We start from the raw sequence: 16,629 nt of genomic DNA on the forward strand, positions 1-16,629 counted from the left end.
AAATAACAGACACCTATTTGGTATCTTTGCATCTTATGATAAGTCAGGCAACACCGCCGACATATTCGCCATTAATTGTTCCAATTCCTGTCTTACTCTTATCCCCAAATCCTGATCCGGCAACTCAATACTTAAATCACGTAAATAACTCAGCAATTTAAATACTGATACATCATTATATGGCGGCTGAGCACTCGCTACGCTGCAGGCCTGCTTAATAAGATTCGCACGTTCTTTAAGTCCCAGTTCTCCCGACAACCGGGCAATAATATAATATATCTGTATTCTTTCACTGCTGTTAAGAAATATTTCGAGCTCTTCTTGCGGAAGATAGGCGGCTAAATCACGCAAATACAAGAACAACTGAGCAAGCTGTTCGGGATCGGTAGTATTAAGATATTGCTCAAATGAAGGTGAGTCTTTAATCTGGTGTTTTGCATGGCACCATAAAAGATTTTGCTGTTCCTGATCAAGGACAAATGGCGTTTGGTTATCACTCGACTCATATTCTTCCTCTATCTCGGAATCTTCGGAAGCAGCAACTTCTTCATCCTCAACGGCAACTTCTGCGTCACCTTCTTGATTTAGATCAGATTGAATATCAACAGGTTCTTCCTCCACTGCACCTTCTGTAACCGCTTCGGCATGATCTTGCTCCATTATTTCATCAATCGGAACAGTTTCGGTTTCAAGTGAAATTGCCTGATTTTCCTCGGTGCCAAAAATATCTTCTTCCGCAGTTTCGACAACCTGAACACTATCATCATTCACCGATACATCCTTATCAACCGGCACACGATCTTCTTCCGTATCCGGGAAAGTTTCCTGTGGTTCGGCAATCTGTAGACATTCCTCCCCTTCTGTTACTGCAACAGCTTCCTCTTCTACGGGAGTGTCTTCGGATTCCTTTTCTGCTACAGCAGCAGTATTTTCTTCTTCTACTGCTGCTTCTGTGGCAGCAGCAGTGTCTTCGGCTTCCTCTACTGTCGCAATAGCTTCTTCTGTGGTAGCGGCTGCCACTCTGTCTTCTTGAGATATTTCCGCCGATTCTTGCAATGTCTGTTCTTCCGATTGAACCGGTTGCTCCTCAGGTTCTTGCTTTAGAGCGGTCGATTGAAGCGGTATTTTTCGACTAAGATTTTCAGCTATCCTTTCAGCCAAAACCTCGACTGCCTGTGCATATTGGTTTTCATCCAGTTGCTTATCAATATCTGAAATGACATCCTGTAAAAAACCGATTGTCGTTCCGTAGATATCCATATCTTTTAATCTTTCCTGTATTACCTCGTCACGAAGAAGATCTTGGCGTTTATGCAATGCGCGTGCATTTTTTTGAGAGATACTGCCTACACCAAAGGTGGCACTATTTCCAAGATGATTAGGATTAAGATAAAGTTCATCGACAGGAGAAGCAAAAGTCTCACTGGCTGCTACACCTACTTGGCCATCCGACAAGCCGGTTTTTACTTGCGGAATGTCACCGGCACTACGTCCTGTTGCTGCAAGCCCGGTAGCATCAAAATTCCCGGCGCCGAATGCATGGGGTACAGATACCGCGCTTGGCTGGGACGGAAATACGGGCTGACCGGATATATCCGATTGTTGACCAGTTGTCAACTGTATACCGTCCATAGAAACATCGTCTTTTTCCGACGGGAGTTCTTTCACTTCTTCAGTCCCTTCGATAAGCATTTCAAAAGGGAGTTCTCGCTCGGATATTGATATATCTCGTAATGAAGGAATTCTCTGTTTTGGCTCCGGGTTCAGCTCAGCCGGAGAAATATAAAGATCCGAATCGTCAGATTTCAGCTGTTCAAGGTTTTTGGTTAACAACGGATCCGCTATATAGTTTTCTGCTGCCTGCTCATAGAGATCAAGTGAGGCAGCCATATCTTGTCCCGGTTCATCAGATTCGGAGTCGCTCTGCATATTAAGGATCTCATTTGCCGTTTTTAATGCCTCAAGCGTATCCCCTCGTTTTTGAAATAACCGCGAAAGAGCAGATCGAGCTTCAATAGCATTCGGTTTTAATTCGAGTACTTTTTGATATTCTTGATATGCAGCCTGAGGATTATTCAGCAATTCTTCGGTTCTACCTAATGCCATCAATGCGGAAATATCGATCGGCTTTTGCTTCAAGAAGAGCCTCAGCTGCTCCTTAGCTTCCTCATATTTATGCGCCAAAAGATACTGCTCCGCGAGTTCTTGGCGGAATTCTATCGCTGACGGCGCTATGTTTAATATTTGTCTGAATGTCTCTTCAGCTCGTTCAACCTCGCCTGTAAGGGCATACAACTCTCCCCGTAATTTAAGAGCATTGAGACTGTTATTGTGTTCTGTGTCCAGCCGTCCAAAAAGCTCATGAGCCTTTGCATAATCTTTAGCATATATGCACATTTGGATAGCCTTAAGCCGTAGTGCATGATTGTCGGTATTTACCGGAGCAGATTCCGCAGCAAGTAAGATTGGAAGCGCTTCATTATACCGCTGTTTCTTTTCTAAAAGATTTGTTAAGGCAAGTGCAGCAGGAGCATATCCGAAATCAATTGCTAACGCGTCATAATAATATTGCTCAGCTTCTTGTTGAAGCTGTTTCTTTTCAAAAAGATAACCGAGCTTAGTATAAAGCGGAGCATTTTCACCGGCTATACGAAGCAACGATCGATAGGTATTCAATGCATCATCAAGTTTATCCAGTTGTAAATAGGCAGCAGCGATGCCCGTCAATACTTCCCCCCATGCCGGATTAACACGAAGCGCCGAGTTGTAATATACAATCGCTTCTTCATACCTCTTTTCTTGGCATAAAAGTCCGGCAAGGTGGAAATTCAAATAGGGATGATTAGAGTCTACGCGGAGACCCTGCTTATATATTTCAATTGCTTTATCCGTTTCACCGGTTAAAACATACAGATTACCGAGCCGATCATAGGCATGGGCATGATCAGGTTTAACTTCGATTGCGCGGGAAAAATACTCAGCAGATTTTGCATACTCCCCCATCTTTTTATAGGTTTTTGCAAGACTGTATAATACTTCATCGGTATCGCCGCCGATCGCCTGTGCTTTCTCTAATATCTTGAGTGCTTCTTCATAACGCTCCAAATGGCGATAGATACGGCCGAGGTTCAGCATCAGCTCAATATTATCGGGAGCACGTTCATATAAGTAAAGATAAGTCGCAAGTGACTGCTCAAGATTACCTTCATCACCATAAACGCGCGCTAACAAGTTCTCAATTTTTTCCTTATCACTCGGTAGTATGTCCGGATGTTTTTTCAGCACATTGGTCAACAACCGTTCAGCATATTCGAAATCTTGAGTAATTAAAGCTGAATTCGCACGTTCAAAGATAAAATCAAGTGAGTCTGACATAATCCCTCTGACCGCTATTCCTTCCGCGGCCTTGCCCATACTTCTTGAGAAAACGCCCCTACCCGCGTACCTGCCTCGTCATCATAGGCAGCAACGGCAAAAAAATAAATTTTACCGTTATGCAAATTCGGTATGCGATAAGAAAGGACTTTACCCACATTCAGAGGTGAGCCTGCCGAAAAATATTCTCCTCGGCGTTCTCCATAATATACCATATAACCTTTTACATCAAAATCAATCGATGGCGTCCATGACAACTCGATACTACCGTCTTTCGGTTCTGCAAATAAGCGCGCAGGAGGCAGCGGTTCTGAGTCTTTTTCATATTCAAGGCTGATGGAATGTACAATAGGCGTTTTCTGTCCCTCTGCATCCGGATACAAATCACCCGCAATTTGGAAGAACCGCCCTCGCATCCCCGTAATTGCCTGCCCGCTGCGTATAGGTTTCCATGCCGGCTCCGTATCTGTCCATGCATAGCGGTTCTCTCCGGAGCGAATAAAAAATACAGCATCCGTTTGTACCGGCGTATCTGCAGAGACGGTTAACAGTTTGGCCTCAGACAGAGAGCCCCCCGAATCAATAATCAGAGATTCGAAACGCCCTCCATTAAGGTGGTACCGGTCAAACAGTGCAGTCTGCTCGGCAAAAGTCGGCGGTTCAATAAATCGCTTGGTTATTTTCATTTCATCAAGTAATCCCGAATAATGCACGCCGATTGAAAGGTCTGCTGCGTGCCCCATTTTTGATAATAAGATGGCATCGCTTTCTCGCCCATTCTCGGTAACGTAGACGATATTCTCCGTATGCCCATTCATCCGGTACTCTAACAGCCCGATTTCTTCATCATACGTAATCAAATGATGTGACCACTGCGATGGAATTAAATTGGTGCGTCCCCGCAGCAAAATGGAAATACCGTTATTATATTTATCCTGCCAAATGTTAAAAAAATCCCATTGCACCTTGTTTTGAATAATCTGTGCAATGATATGTTGATCGGTCAAGCGTTCTTTTTCAAAATATGACGAATACCACTGTAGAATAATACTACCGCTCTCGGTAACCGCCGGCGCTATCCAGAATTCAATCGTAAACGATCCGGCAGAACTTTCGCCTGCAAAAAAAGAACCGTCCTGCGGTTTTAGCACTAACCCTGCAGTTTTTATATGGGGACTGCACATCGCCGCCCCTGCGCCGAGTTTCGCCTGTTCAGCTCCTATGAAACGCATATTCGAAGAGGCAACCGTATAGGAACTAGTCTCCTCTACAATAGAAGGGGAATCGAAATTGAGATAAAGATCGGTTTCCTGCGTTATTTTTGGAGCACTGCTGCTGAGTGAAATACCGGGATTCCCATATTTTCCCGGACACATCTGTATATTTTCGGTATACTGCAACATTCCCCAGCCATGTTTTCCGCCTAATTCAAACACTGCGGGGTCGGTAAAGGAGACAGTAAGAACGCTTGAGAAAAAAAACAGCACTGCAAAAATCTTTTTTATACACATCATCGCTTTCAATTATCGGTCAGAAGTATATATCATTTAAGGAAGTTTTAATAGACCGGAACGTTAGGACAAACGCATCAGTTCATTTTTTAACAGTCCCGCAGAATCAACAACCTCGACGCAAGCGTCGGGGTATGTTGTTCTCATAAGGTGGTTGCAGTCGGCTTTAATACCCTTTGTTACGACGCAAGCGTCGGGGGATTAAACCCTCCGCACGAATAAAGAGGCCGTTCAACCAGAGTTGAACCTCTTTGCGGTTCAAATTGTCTCACAACCTCTTTATTCTACGGAATTGGATTTATTCATCTGATGCGTTTATCCTTCTCCTAAAATAAACTGTGCAAAATTTTGCTTAAAATTTCGCACAAACGGGGAAACCTGTTTAGCATATTTTCAGTGCGGTTGTCATGAGGAGAGTGTAACGGCCAATCGTAATATTTTCTTAAATATTATACTTGACAACATATTATATTATGAATAATATTATAAAAGTTGCAACCTAAGATGAGAGTATCTCTAACAACTTGGTTAGATTTTTCCACAAATGGTTGCGTATATTTAGAAATATAAACCTCAGGAGGTAAAAGTGCTTTTTTCAATTAACTCAGGATTGCTTGAAGCTTGCGTGCTCGCCCTCTTGAGTAATGAAGACTCCTACGGATATAAGTTAACACAGGATGTAAAGGACGTCATGTCCATCTCCGAATCGACACTCTATCCGGTATTAAAACGCTTGCAAAGTGCCGGTTTTTTAGAAACATATGATATGCCTATTGATGGGCGCAATAGAAAATATTATCGCATAACGTCCGCAGGAAAAAGGCAGCAGAGCTTATACTGCGACGAATGGAAGTCTTACAAGGAATTGATTGAAAAAATTTTTAAAGGAGCACAGCATTCATGACCCGTAGAGAATTTATGACTGAGCTGGCTGCACGGCTGCACCGACTGCCAAAAGAAGATTTACAAGCTGCATTACAGTATTACGAAGAATACTTTGACGAGGCCGGCAGTCAAAATGAACAAGAGGTAATACGGGAACTGAGAAGCCCCGCACATGTTGCTTCAAAAATTTTATCCGATTATGCCGTAAAAGAAGCAAAAAAAGCCCGCGCTTCTACAAAAAGTGGCTGGCGCGCTTTTTGGTTTACCATACTGGCTATTTGCGCCGCGCCCGTTGCGGTACCGCTTATCATTGCCGCAGTGGTAACTATCGTAGCGCTCGGATTTGCCGGCTTTGCAGTTGTCTTTGCTTTGATAATTGCCGCCGGTGCAATTTTTATCAAAGGAATCGGCAGCTTGTTTTTCGGCTCTGCCACAGCCTTATTATTGTTCGGCAGTGCATTAATACTTGTCGGTTTTGCACTTCTGATCTTTTACGGCATCAGCGCCTTAATTGTCGCTATTGGCAAGCATATTAAAAACAAATCAAATAAATAAATGAGCGAGCATTGCTAAAAGCTCAAGTGAGCTTTTAGTGATTCTTAAAACTACATACATTGGAGGCTTATATGGACAAGAAACTCTATCGAAGTGAAAGCGATAAGAAAATCTGCGGCGTATGCGGCGGTATTGCCGAATACTTTGACATCGACTCAACCGTTATCCGGTTGCTGTGGATTCTTGCGACTCTTTTTTTCGGAAGCGGTATTTTCTGCTATATTATCTGCGCATTGGTAATGCCTATTAAAAAAGAAGAACCGCTCGAATACGAGTATATCAGGAAAAACACAAGCGATACTGACCGGTAAGGAGAGGAAAATGCTGATGATCATTATTTTGTGCATTCTGCTTAGTCTGTTCGGAATAGGCGGATTAGTCTTTGCCATCGCAGGCGGTCTCCTGAAATTCTCATTCAAACTCTTAATCTTTAGCATTACGTTGATTATTATGATTTTATGCAGCATCCCTCTCCTATTGGCAGGATTATTTTTCAGCGGTTTAGCATTCTTATTTTAGAATATTGCTAAGATATGTTTTTAGAATATTAGGATTATATCGATGAAAAGAAGAATAAGAACGGTATTTACAATTATTGGAATTGGAGGACTCCTCATCATTATTGGAATTCTGATGGGTGGCAACGTGAAAAAGACCTTCTACGACAATGGTTATCTCGATGAGGGATGGTGTATGGACAAGGAGGAATTGAGTATGGATAACGAAAATACAAGTAGTGCCCTATCGACACATACGAATGAAACACAGCTCATATCTGATGCTTCCGTTCTAAAACAGCTAAAAGCGGATGTTTCTTATGCCGCGCTGCGAATTGAACCGCATGATAAGCAATCCATTGCCTACAGCATCACAAATAACACAAAAAGGATCGGAGCTTCCGTACAAATTGACGGCGACACCTTAGTAATCAGCACAAAAAAGAACCACACATGGAGTTGGCCATTCGGATGGAAAGGCGACAGGCTGGGACGTTCTAAAACAGCCATCACGGTTAAGATACCTCAAAATACACTGTTTGATACCGCTAACATCAATATCGGGGCTGGCTTACTGATACTTGACGGTTTTACTGCAAATCAACGGTTTAAATTGAATAGCGGAGCAGGTAAAGTAGACGTCAAAAATATTACCGCCTCAAATGTAAACATCGAAACAGGCGTAGGAGAAACAGTCTTTCACAATTGTAGTTTTACGGATACTGTGATGAACACCGGCATCGGAGAGACCGTCTTTGACGGCAGAATTTTTACGAAACTTGAAATTAACGCAGGAATCGGCGAAATAGACATGCGCATAAATGGGAAAAAAGACGATTATTTGATCAATGCTACCTCAGGGATCGGTTCGATACTGATAGACGGACGCAGTGCGACAGGGATCGACTCCACATTCCGTATCAACAATCAAAATGCGCTGCATACCATCCGTGTTAAAGCCGGTATCGGGGAAGTCAATATCAATTTTACCGAATAACGTTATATATACGAAAGCAGAAACGCATCCTGCTGTTTTTGAATTTTCCGATAGAATAAAAAATAAAAAAGAGCTACTTGACAATAATGTTTTTTTGAGATATAAATATATCTCATTGTTGAGCAATGAATACTAATGTCTCCTTCGTCTAGTGGTTAGGACATCGGGTTTTCATCCCGACAACAGGGGTTCAATTCCCCTAGGAGATGGTTAAAGCCTGAAATAAACAGCGCGGTTTATTTCAGGCTTTTTATTTTCCAGACAGTCAGCTTACTTCTCGCTCAATCTCATACTGAAAAACCTTTTTTCAGCTAGCGCCCCACTTCATCGCTAAAAAAATCTACTAAATCACGGCATTATGCGCTTACATTTTTACTGAAGCCTTTCCAATTTTTCAGCAAGCTGAAGATACGTTTTATTATAAGGATCAAGCGCAATAACTTGCTGCAAATAATAATATGCTTTGCGATAATCCTTATGCTTAAAATACCACTCATATAGAGCAAAGAGCGTCAACGAGCTACGCGGATCGGACAAAAGACTCGACCGTAAGAGGGTCAGTTTCTCCTCATCGCTGGGCGCAAGTAATGCTTGATAATAAATTAAAATTGACTTTAAGGCAGATCGAGCATCACTGAGATGGCGGTTAATAACTTGCCTAAGCGTACCGTATTTTTTTGCACCGTAAAGAACCTGTAAATACAACGCGATAATTTCGTCAGAAGGCCGCTTTTGGGCGGCAGCCATATATGCAGCTTGCGCCGTATTCATCGCTTCTTCCCAGTTATTCATCCCTGCGCAGACACGGGCATATAACACGATATCTTGCTCAGAAGGATTATTATTATATAGATACTGTGCGCGTTCAAAGGCGTTTCCCCATCGTTTTTCAGCTATATCTTCTTTGACCAAAAGGCGGATTGCAAGAATATTACGCGGATTTTGTTTTAAAAGTACACTGAGAAAATCATTCGTAGTCTTCCCGTTAACGGTATTTTTTGTTTCAAAGCAAAAATTTGCACAAGCGAGAATAACATCAGGAGATTGCGGATAAAGAGAGTCAGCCTTTTCAAGGCATTGTTTTGCCTCAACAATATTCTTACTCCATTCGAGTAATACACGGCTCCGCAACAGAAGGTAAGCCTTATCAACCTTATTTTGTTTGGCAAACTCATCAAGCAGAGTATTTGCAGCTAAATATTCTTTTTTTTCTACATATAGCCGGACTTGCAAAAAGAAGGCACGCCCAAAATCATTATCTTTTTTGATGACCGCGGAAACAAGTTCCTCAGCTTTTTCAAAATTCCTTTTGTCAAGATATGTTTCGGCAAGTAATAGTCGAATTATTACAGCATCAGGATAACGAGTATACAATCTTTCAGCAATTTTATGCGATGTTTCAATGTTATTACTAAAGAGGGCTAAATAAGCAAAGCGCATACCGGCCGGATAGCAGCTCTCATCTTGCGCCCATGCCATCTGATAGTAATTCTCTGCATCTGAAAGCCTACCAAGCTGCTCATATAAAAGCCCTAAAAGATAAGGGGGCAATACAGAAGAAGGATTTAAGCCTCTTGCAATAAAGAGACGTTTTTCCAATACAGTAGCGTATTCCTCCCCCCCGACACCCTTTATCAAAATCATTGCCGGAATAACCGCATCGAAAAACGTATTTGTTCCAAGGTTTTGTGGATAATTGCTTTTCTCAATTTGATCCAATGCATCAAGATACGGGTCAGCTTGTTGATAATTCGGAGTATTCCAATCGATAGACTCGAGCGGATATAAAAGGCGCATCAACCGGGTAGCCAATGTCAATTGCAATTGTTTTTCCTTCATTAAACCTTGAGAAGTCGCATATACACGGGTTACGGCACTACGAATGCTTGCCGGCGAAGCTATTTCCATATCAGTTTGAACCTGTGAGTCGATACGGTTTGATGCCAAATCAGCGGCAGAAGGTAATGGCAGGATAGTGGCCGAAACAGTCTGTCCAGATATAGAATCAGTATGAGTATTATTTCTTGCCGTAGCACATGATATAAAGAGAAGAATCGGAAATAATAAATACAATACACAATATTTTGAGATAGGGCGAGGAAACAACATCATCAATACCTACCTTTATCCCACTCAGAGGAGTAAAAAAAAGCCCGGCAGCTACCTACTTTCCCACTCTGGATGAGCAGTATCATCGGCGTAATGAGAGCTTGACTTCCGTGTTCGGGATGGGAACGGGTATGACCTCTCCACTATGGCAACCGGGCAATAAAAGACGAAACAAAAAAGAAACGAAATTTATTAAATAAAGGGAAGCGCTTTATTATTGATAAGCGACAGGAAAGAAAGTAAATAAAAGAGAATAAAGAAGAGAAGATAATATGGTCAAGCCTCACGACTTATTAGTATTGCTCGGCTAGAACACATTACTGTGCTTAGACCTGCAACCTATCAACCTTGTAGTGTGCAAGGAGTCTTTAGCGGGGTTAAACCCCGAGGGATATGTAATCTTGAGGTGGGCTTCCCGCTTAGATGCCTTCAGCGGTTATCCCTTCCGAACGATAGCTACCCAGCACTTACCCTTGGCAGGATAACTGGTACACCAGAGGTTCGTCCACTTCGGTCCTCTCGTACTAAAAGCAGCCCCTCTCACATATCCAACGCCCATAGCAGATAGGGACCGAACTGTCTCGCGACGTTCTGAACCCAGCTCACGTACCGCTTTAATTGGCGAACAGCCAAACCCTTGGGGACCTACTTCAGCCCCAGGATGCGATGAGCCGACATCGAGGTGCCAAACTTTCCCGTCGATGTGAACTCTTGGGGAAAATCAGCCTGTTATCCCCGGAGTACCTTTTATCCGTTAAGTGACGGCGCTTCCACTCGCGACCGCCAGATCACTAAGACCTACTTTCGTATCTGCTTGAGCTGTCACTCTTGCAGTTAAGCCTCCTTGTGCCTTTACACTCACTGCGTCGATTTCCAACCGACGTGAGGAGACCTTCGCGCACCTCCGTTACATTTTAGGAGGCGACCGCCCCAGTCAAACCGCCTGCCTACCACTGTTCCCATTCCGGCTTCACGGAACGGGTTAGAAACCTAATTCATCAAGGGTGGTATTTCACTTGGCAACTCCACTCACCCTAACGAGCAAGTTTCACTGTTTCCCACCTATTCTACACATGATAAACCAAGTCCCAATAGTAAGTTACGGTGAAGGTTCACGGGGTCTTTCCGTCTAACTATGGGTAACCGGCTTCTTTACCGGTATATAAATTTCACCGAGCCTCGCGTTGAGACAGTGCCCAGATACGTTACACCATTCGTGCGGGTCGGAACTTACCCGACAAGGAATTTCGCTACCTTAGGACCGTTATAGTTACGGCCGCCGTTTACCGGGGCTTCAATTAACAGCTTCGCATTACTGCTCACCGCTCCTCTTAACCTTCCGGCACCGGGCAGGTGTCACCACCTATACGTCTCATTACTGATTCGCAGATGGCTGTGTTTTTGATAAACAGTCGCCTGGGCCTGCTTTATGCTACCTCCACTCATTACTAAACAGAGGCCACACTTTTCCCTAAGTTACGTGTGCATTTTGCCGAGTTCCTTAACGCGAGTTCTCTCGAGCGCCTTAGATTTCTCATCCTACCTACCTGTGTCGGTTTACGGTACGGTCTTTTATAACCTAGCCTTAGACAGTATTTCCCGGCACCATGACTTACCCCGCTTCGCTTCTCTCATCGATCCACTCGCTGTCGCTTCTCACCTTGGATAGCGGATTTACCTACCATCCTTCATAACGGCTTAAATACTTCGACCGGAACAACCGTTCTCCGGCCGGGGGTCGCCTCATGCGTCCTGCCATCGAAATTATAAAAGGTATCGGAATATGAACCGATTTCCCATCGACTACGGCTTTCGCCCTCGCCTTAGGGGCCGACTAACCCTGGGCAGATGACCTTTACCCAGGAAACCTGAGGTTTTCGGCGGAAAGGAATCTCACCTTTCTTTTCGTGTACTTATACCTGCATTCTCTCTTCCATCCCCTCCAGTGCCCCTGTCAGGTACACCTTCATCAGTCCATGGAATGCTCCCCTACCGCCTTATGCTTTTAATACATAAGACCCGTAGCTTCGGTATACTGCTTAGCCCCGTTACATTATCTGCGCATGTATACTCGACCAGTGAGCTATTACGCACTCTTTTAAGGAATGGCTGCTTCTAAGCCAACCTCCTGGCTGTCTAGGTATCCACACTTCATTTCACACTCAAGCAGTATTTCGGGACCTTAGCTGACGGTCTGGGCTGTTTCCCTTTTGACTACGAACCTTGTCGCACGCAGTCTCACTCCTATACGTTGATTACCGGCATTCAGAGTTTGATTGGGTTTGGTAGGCGGTGAAGCCCCCTAGTCCATCCAGTGCTTTACCTCCGGTAATTTTGTATAAGGCTGTCCCTAAAGGCATTTCGGGGAGAACCAGCTATTTCCAGGTTTGTTTAGCCTTTCACTCTAGTCACAAGTCATCCAAACCTTTTTAACAGATTGTAGTTCATCCTCCACAGCGTTTTACCGCTGCTTCAACCTGCTCATGACTAGATCACTCTGGCTTCGGGTCTACGACATGCAACTCTTACTTCGCCCTTTTCAGACTCGGTTTCCCTCCGGCTCCGGAACTTCTATTCCTTAACCTCGCTGCATACCGTAACTCGCAGGCTCATTCTACAAAAGGCACGCTACCACCCATAAAGGGCTGTAACATCTTGTTGGTTTATGGTTTCAGGTTCTATTTCACTCCCCTCACCGGGGTTCTTTTCATCTTTCCCTCACGGTACTTGTCCGCTATCGGTAGCCAACTCGTATTTAGCCTTGGATCGTGGTCGACCCGGATTCCGACAGGATTTCTCGTGTCCCGCCGTACTCAGGTACTGCACCGGCAAGACGACTGTATTTCGCGTACGGGGATTTCACCCTCTCTGTCAGGCTTTCCCAAAACCTTTCCGCTATACATTCGCTTTATCACTTGCTGTACGTAAGCCCGTGCAGCCCTACAACCCCCGTTTAACGGGTTTGGGCTCTTCCAATTTCGCTCGCCACTACTTTCGGAATCTCTTTTGATGTCTTTTCCTTGAGTTACTTAGATGGTTCAGTTCACTCAGTATTGCTTTACCTCTCTATTTTATTCAAGAGTGTAATGATAGAATCACTCCTATCGGGTTACCCCATTCGGCTATCTCCGGATCACAGGATATGTGCTCCTCCCCGAAGCTTTTCGCAGCTTATCACGGCCTTCTTCGCCGGTTGGCTCCAAGACATCCACCATAAACCTATTCTTCGCTTGACCATATTATGTTCTCTTCTTAAAACGATCATCTATTCAATAACCGTCAAGAATTCTTCTTTTCACCTTATTTTTCACTCTCCAGTTCATCCCTTTACTTTAAATAAAGAAAATTCACCTTCAAGCATTCTTTCTTTCCCTTCCCTAGCTTTTCAAAGATCTCTTCGTAAAAACAAAACACTTTCTGTTTTACGTTTTTGGAGATAAGGGGATTCGAACCCCTGACCTACGGCTTGCAAAGCCGCCGCTCTAGCCAGCTGAGCTATATCCCCTTACTACAAACCAAAAATATAAAAAAGGGAGGGAAAGAAGAGAAGATAAGCGGACGCTTTGTGTACAACTTACAAAGCATTTAGTATTTACCTTTCTCTAAGAAAGGAGGTGATCCAGCCGCACCTTCCGGTACGGCTACCTTGTTACGACTTCACCCTCCTTACCAAGCGTACCTTCGGCACCGTCCTCCTTTGCAGGTTAGACAAGCGACTTCGGGTACCCCCAACTCGGATGGTGTGACGGGCGGTGTGTACAAGGCCCGGGAACGTATTCACCGCGCCGTGCTGATGCGCGATTACTAGCGATTCCAACTTCATGAAGTCGAGTTTCAGACTTCAATCCGAACTACGATTGCTTTTTTGCGGTTTGCTCCACCTTACGGTCTCGCTTCGCTTTGTAGCAACCATTGTAGCACGTGTGTAGCCCTGGACATAAGGGCCATGATGACTTGACGTCATCCCCACCTTCCTCCGATTTGTCATCGGCAGTTCCGCCAGAGTCCTCAAGCTTTACCTGTTAGTAACTGGCAGTAGGGGGTTGCGCTCGTTGCGGGACTTAACCCAACACCTCACGGCACGAGCTGACGACAGCCATGCAGCACCTGTCTAGCAGGGTATTGCTACCCGGCCTTATCTCTAAGACCTTCTACTAGATGTCAAACCCAGGTAAGGTTCCTCGCGTACCATCGAATTAAACCACATGCTCCACCGCTTGTGCGGGCCCCCGTCAATTCCTTTGAGTTTCACCCTTGCGGGCATACTCCCCAGGCGGTACACTTATCGCGTTTGCTTTGGCACTGAAGCTCTTGCCCCAACACCTAGTGTACATCGTTTACAGTGTGGACTACCAGGGTATCTAATCCTGTTCGATCCCCACACTTTCGCATCTCAGCGTCAATTATCGGCCAGAAACCCGCCTTCGCCACCGGTGTTCTTCCAAATATCTACAGATTCCACCCCTACACTTGGAATTCCAGTTTCCCTTCCGTAATTCAAGTTATACAGTACCCAATGCTATTCTAGGGTTAAGCCCCAGGATTTCACACCAAGCTTACATAACCGCCTACATGCCCTTTACGCCCAATAATTCCGAACAACGCTCGCCCCTTACGTGTTACCGCGGCTGCTGGCACGTAATTAGCCGGGGCTTATTCGTCGATTACCGTCATCAGATGAGCATTCCCTCTCACCCTTATTCTTCATCAACAAAAGGATTTTACAACTTTTCAGCCTTCTTCATCCACGCGGCGTCGCTCCGTCAGACTTCCGTCCATTGCGGAATATTCTTAGCTGCTGCCTCCCGTAGGAGTTTGGGCCGTATCTCAGTCCCAATGTGTCCGTTCACCCTCTCAGGCCGGATACCCATCGTCGCCTTGGTGGGCCTTTACCTCACCAACTAGCTAATGGGACGCAAGCTCATCCTCAAGCGAAGCCGTAGCTTCCTTTCCTCAACATCTCTTGTGATATGCCGAGTGTATTCGGTATTACCTGCTATTTCTAGCAGCTATCCCCATCTTAAGGGTAGATTACCCACGTGTTCCTCACCAGTCCGCCACTCTAGGAGAGAAGCAAGCTCCTCTCTTGCCGTTCGACTTGCATGCTTAAGACGCGCCGCCAGCGTTCGTTCTGAGCCAGGATCAAACTCTCCATTATTTTATTTCAAACACCCCGAAGGGCGTCTGATCTCAATAATTTTGAAAGCAAGTCCCGTTTCTTTTATTTTTAGGAACGTTGACCTTTAAAAGAAAGAAAAAATAACAATGCAAAGCAATTATTCATCACTCCGCACGCCCTCTTTCTCTCTCAATTCTTTGTTCTACGCTTATTTCCTTACCAAAGATTTTTCGCTCTTTGGCTTTTTCTTCTTTCCCTTCCCTTTAATTTCAAAGACCAGTTTGCTTAACTGCGCTTCGCCTTGGCATCGCAGCAAGCGAAAAAGAATATATCAAAAAACCATTCGTTTTGTCAAGTACCTTTTGTTCTTTTTTATTTTTATTTTTTTAAGTCAAGACCGAGTTAAAGAACGCAAGAGAACGGCGACAAACTCACGAACATGCAATGCCCACAATATGAAAACACTATAGGCAAATTTCTCACCAAACCACTAAGCCGTTTTGAGAAAAATTCCTTCAAGAATTAATTGCAATATAAATTATTATAGAAAGGAATAAAACTATGGAGAATAGGGGATTCGAACCCCTGACCTATTGATTGCGAACCAATCGCTCTACCACCTGAGCTAATTCCCCAAAGCGGTATTGAGTATATAGTTTTTAGATAAATTGAGCAAGTGCTTTTTAGGACATACGAAAAATTTTTATGTACTATTAAAACAATGTGGCACGTTATATTATAAAGAAATACCCCTAAAGACCTCGGTTTCTAGAGCTGCCTAAAGGTATAAAAATACAAAATATAATCCTTGACTTTTCCAGCAAAGTCCCGTACACTAAACATATGAACTTGAAAACCGTTTTGACACCTGAAACTGTCAATCTCCATTTAAAAGGAACCTCTAAAGAGGAAATTATTGATGAATTACTTGAAATGCTTGTTCAGGCAGGAAAAGTAAAAGATAAAGCCGTCGCCCGCGCTTGCGTATTAGATCGTGAACGAAAAATGTCTACGGGAATGAAGCATGGTATTGCAATCCCGCACGGAAAGACCGATTCGGTTAACGATCTCGTTGCCTGTATCGGCATTTCGGATCATCCGGTCGATTTCGATTCACTGGATCAAGAGCCATGCCGTATTTTTATTATGACACTTTCACCGATTGACAAAACAGGACCGCACTTGCAGTTCTTGGCAGAAGTCAGTCTGCTGTTCAAGAGTGCCGAAAAACGGCAAGAAATATTGAATGCAACTGACAAGTCCGATATTATCCGTATCTTGACCGAATAGTGTACACGACTGGAGCAAATGCACTTAAACTAACAAAGCATGAGGAGGTTTTATGCTTGTAAATGTATTAACAACAGGAGACGATGTAAGTGAAAAACTAAAGACATACTGCAATGGGCTGCCTGATGTCGATAAGAAGGTTATGGATGCTGCATCCGATGAAGGAAAAAGCTTTATGGGTGCGCATGGCGTATCTGCAGCTCCGATGGTTGTCGTACTTGATGAAGACGGAAAGGATTTGTTAAAGACTACCGATATGAGCGAACTTGAAAAGTTCTTTTCTTAAATTTC

The 16,629-nt window shown here is 44.1% G+C and carries 10 protein-coding genes, 3 tRNA genes and 3 rRNA genes; 8 read left to right on the forward strand and 8 right to left on the reverse strand.

The window, feature by feature from the left end:
- Positions 1 to 33: 33 nt before the first annotated feature.
- Together ABH09_RS11670 and ABH09_RS11675 are read right to left on the reverse strand one after the other, a co-directional pair.
- Complete coding sequence (locus ABH09_RS11670; RefSeq protein ID WP_253714548.1) at positions 34 to 3,375, reverse strand: tetratricopeptide repeat protein; 3,342 nt, start codon at positions 3,373 to 3,375, stop codon at positions 34 to 36.
- Positions 3,376 to 3,389: 14 nt separating this feature from the next.
- Positions 3,390 to 4,889, reverse strand: coding sequence for a hypothetical protein (locus ABH09_RS11675; RefSeq protein ID WP_253714549.1), 1,500 nt, complete (start codon positions 4,887 to 4,889; stop codon positions 3,390 to 3,392).
- Between the two features lie 583 nt (positions 4,890 to 5,472).
- On the opposite strand from ABH09_RS11675, the gene ABH09_RS11680 reads away from it, so the two are divergent.
- From ABH09_RS11680 to ABH09_RS11705, 6 genes are all read left to right on the forward strand, one after another.
- A complete protein-coding gene (locus ABH09_RS11680) occupies positions 5,473 to 5,790 on the forward strand; it encodes a PadR family transcriptional regulator (protein ID WP_162664502.1) in 318 nt (105 codons plus the stop codon).
- Entirely contained in the window at positions 5,787 to 6,326 is a 540-nt protein-coding gene (locus ABH09_RS11685; RefSeq protein WP_162664503.1) for a DUF1700 domain-containing protein, read from the forward strand. Before ABH09_RS11680 ends, ABH09_RS11685 begins: the two co-directional genes overlap by 4 nt.
- A 71-nt stretch (positions 6,327 to 6,397) precedes the next feature.
- Positions 6,398 to 6,637, forward strand: a complete 240-nt coding sequence (locus tag ABH09_RS11690) for a PspC domain-containing protein (protein ID WP_162664504.1) — start codon at positions 6,398 to 6,400, stop codon at positions 6,635 to 6,637.
- 10 nt (positions 6,638 to 6,647) lie between these two features.
- On the forward strand, positions 6,648 to 6,845 hold the full coding sequence (locus ABH09_RS11695; RefSeq protein WP_162664505.1) for a hypothetical protein: 198 nt from the start codon (positions 6,648 to 6,650) through the stop codon (positions 6,843 to 6,845).
- Positions 6,846 to 6,887: 42 nt separating this feature from the next.
- Positions 6,888 to 7,820 carry a DUF4097 family beta strand repeat-containing protein gene (locus tag ABH09_RS11700; RefSeq protein ID WP_162664506.1) on the forward strand — a complete coding sequence of 311 codons (933 nt, stop codon included), beginning with the start codon at positions 6,888 to 6,890 and terminating at the stop codon, positions 7,818 to 7,820.
- Positions 7,821 to 7,957: 137 nt separating this feature from the next.
- Positions 7,958 to 8,029, forward strand: a tRNA-Glu gene (locus tag ABH09_RS11705).
- A gap of 163 nt (positions 8,030 to 8,192) precedes the next feature.
- On the opposite strand, the gene ABH09_RS11710 is transcribed toward ABH09_RS11705, so the two are convergent.
- The 6 genes from ABH09_RS11710 to ABH09_RS11735 form a co-directional block, all read right to left on the reverse strand.
- A complete protein-coding gene (locus tag ABH09_RS11710; RefSeq protein ID WP_253714550.1) occupies positions 8,193 to 9,728 on the reverse strand; it encodes a tetratricopeptide repeat protein in 1,536 nt (511 codons plus the stop codon).
- A gap of 243 nt (positions 9,729 to 9,971) precedes the next feature.
- A 5S ribosomal RNA gene (rrf, locus tag ABH09_RS11715) occupies positions 9,972 to 10,086 on the reverse strand.
- A 115-nt stretch (positions 10,087 to 10,201) separates the two neighbouring features.
- Positions 10,202 to 13,165: ribosomal RNA gene (locus tag ABH09_RS11720) — 23S ribosomal RNA — on the reverse strand.
- Between the two features lie 195 nt (positions 13,166 to 13,360).
- A tRNA-Ala gene (locus ABH09_RS11725) sits at positions 13,361 to 13,434 on the reverse strand.
- A 102-nt stretch (positions 13,435 to 13,536) separates the two neighbouring features.
- Positions 13,537 to 15,087, reverse strand: a 16S ribosomal RNA gene (locus ABH09_RS11730).
- The 16S, 23S and 5S rRNA genes sit together here with 1 tRNA gene alongside, the layout of an rRNA operon.
- A 523-nt stretch (positions 15,088 to 15,610) precedes the next feature.
- Positions 15,611 to 15,683 (reverse strand) — tRNA-Ala (locus ABH09_RS11735).
- Positions 15,684 to 15,891: 208 nt separating this feature from the next.
- On the opposite strand from ABH09_RS11735, the gene ABH09_RS11740 reads away from it, so the two are divergent.
- On the forward strand, positions 15,892 to 16,338 hold the full coding sequence (locus ABH09_RS11740) for a PTS sugar transporter subunit IIA (RefSeq protein ID WP_016522864.1): 447 nt from the start codon (positions 15,892 to 15,894) through the stop codon (positions 16,336 to 16,338).
- A 52-nt stretch (positions 16,339 to 16,390) separates the two neighbouring features.
- Positions 16,391 to 16,624, forward strand: coding sequence for a thioredoxin domain-containing protein (locus tag ABH09_RS11745; RefSeq protein WP_162664509.1), 234 nt, complete (start codon positions 16,391 to 16,393; stop codon positions 16,622 to 16,624).
- The last annotated feature ends 5 nt before the right edge of the window (positions 16,625 to 16,629 follow it).

This window comes from Treponema sp. OMZ 803, assembly GCF_024181165.1.
Classification (GTDB): Bacteria; Spirochaetota; Spirochaetia; order Treponematales; family Treponemataceae; genus Treponema.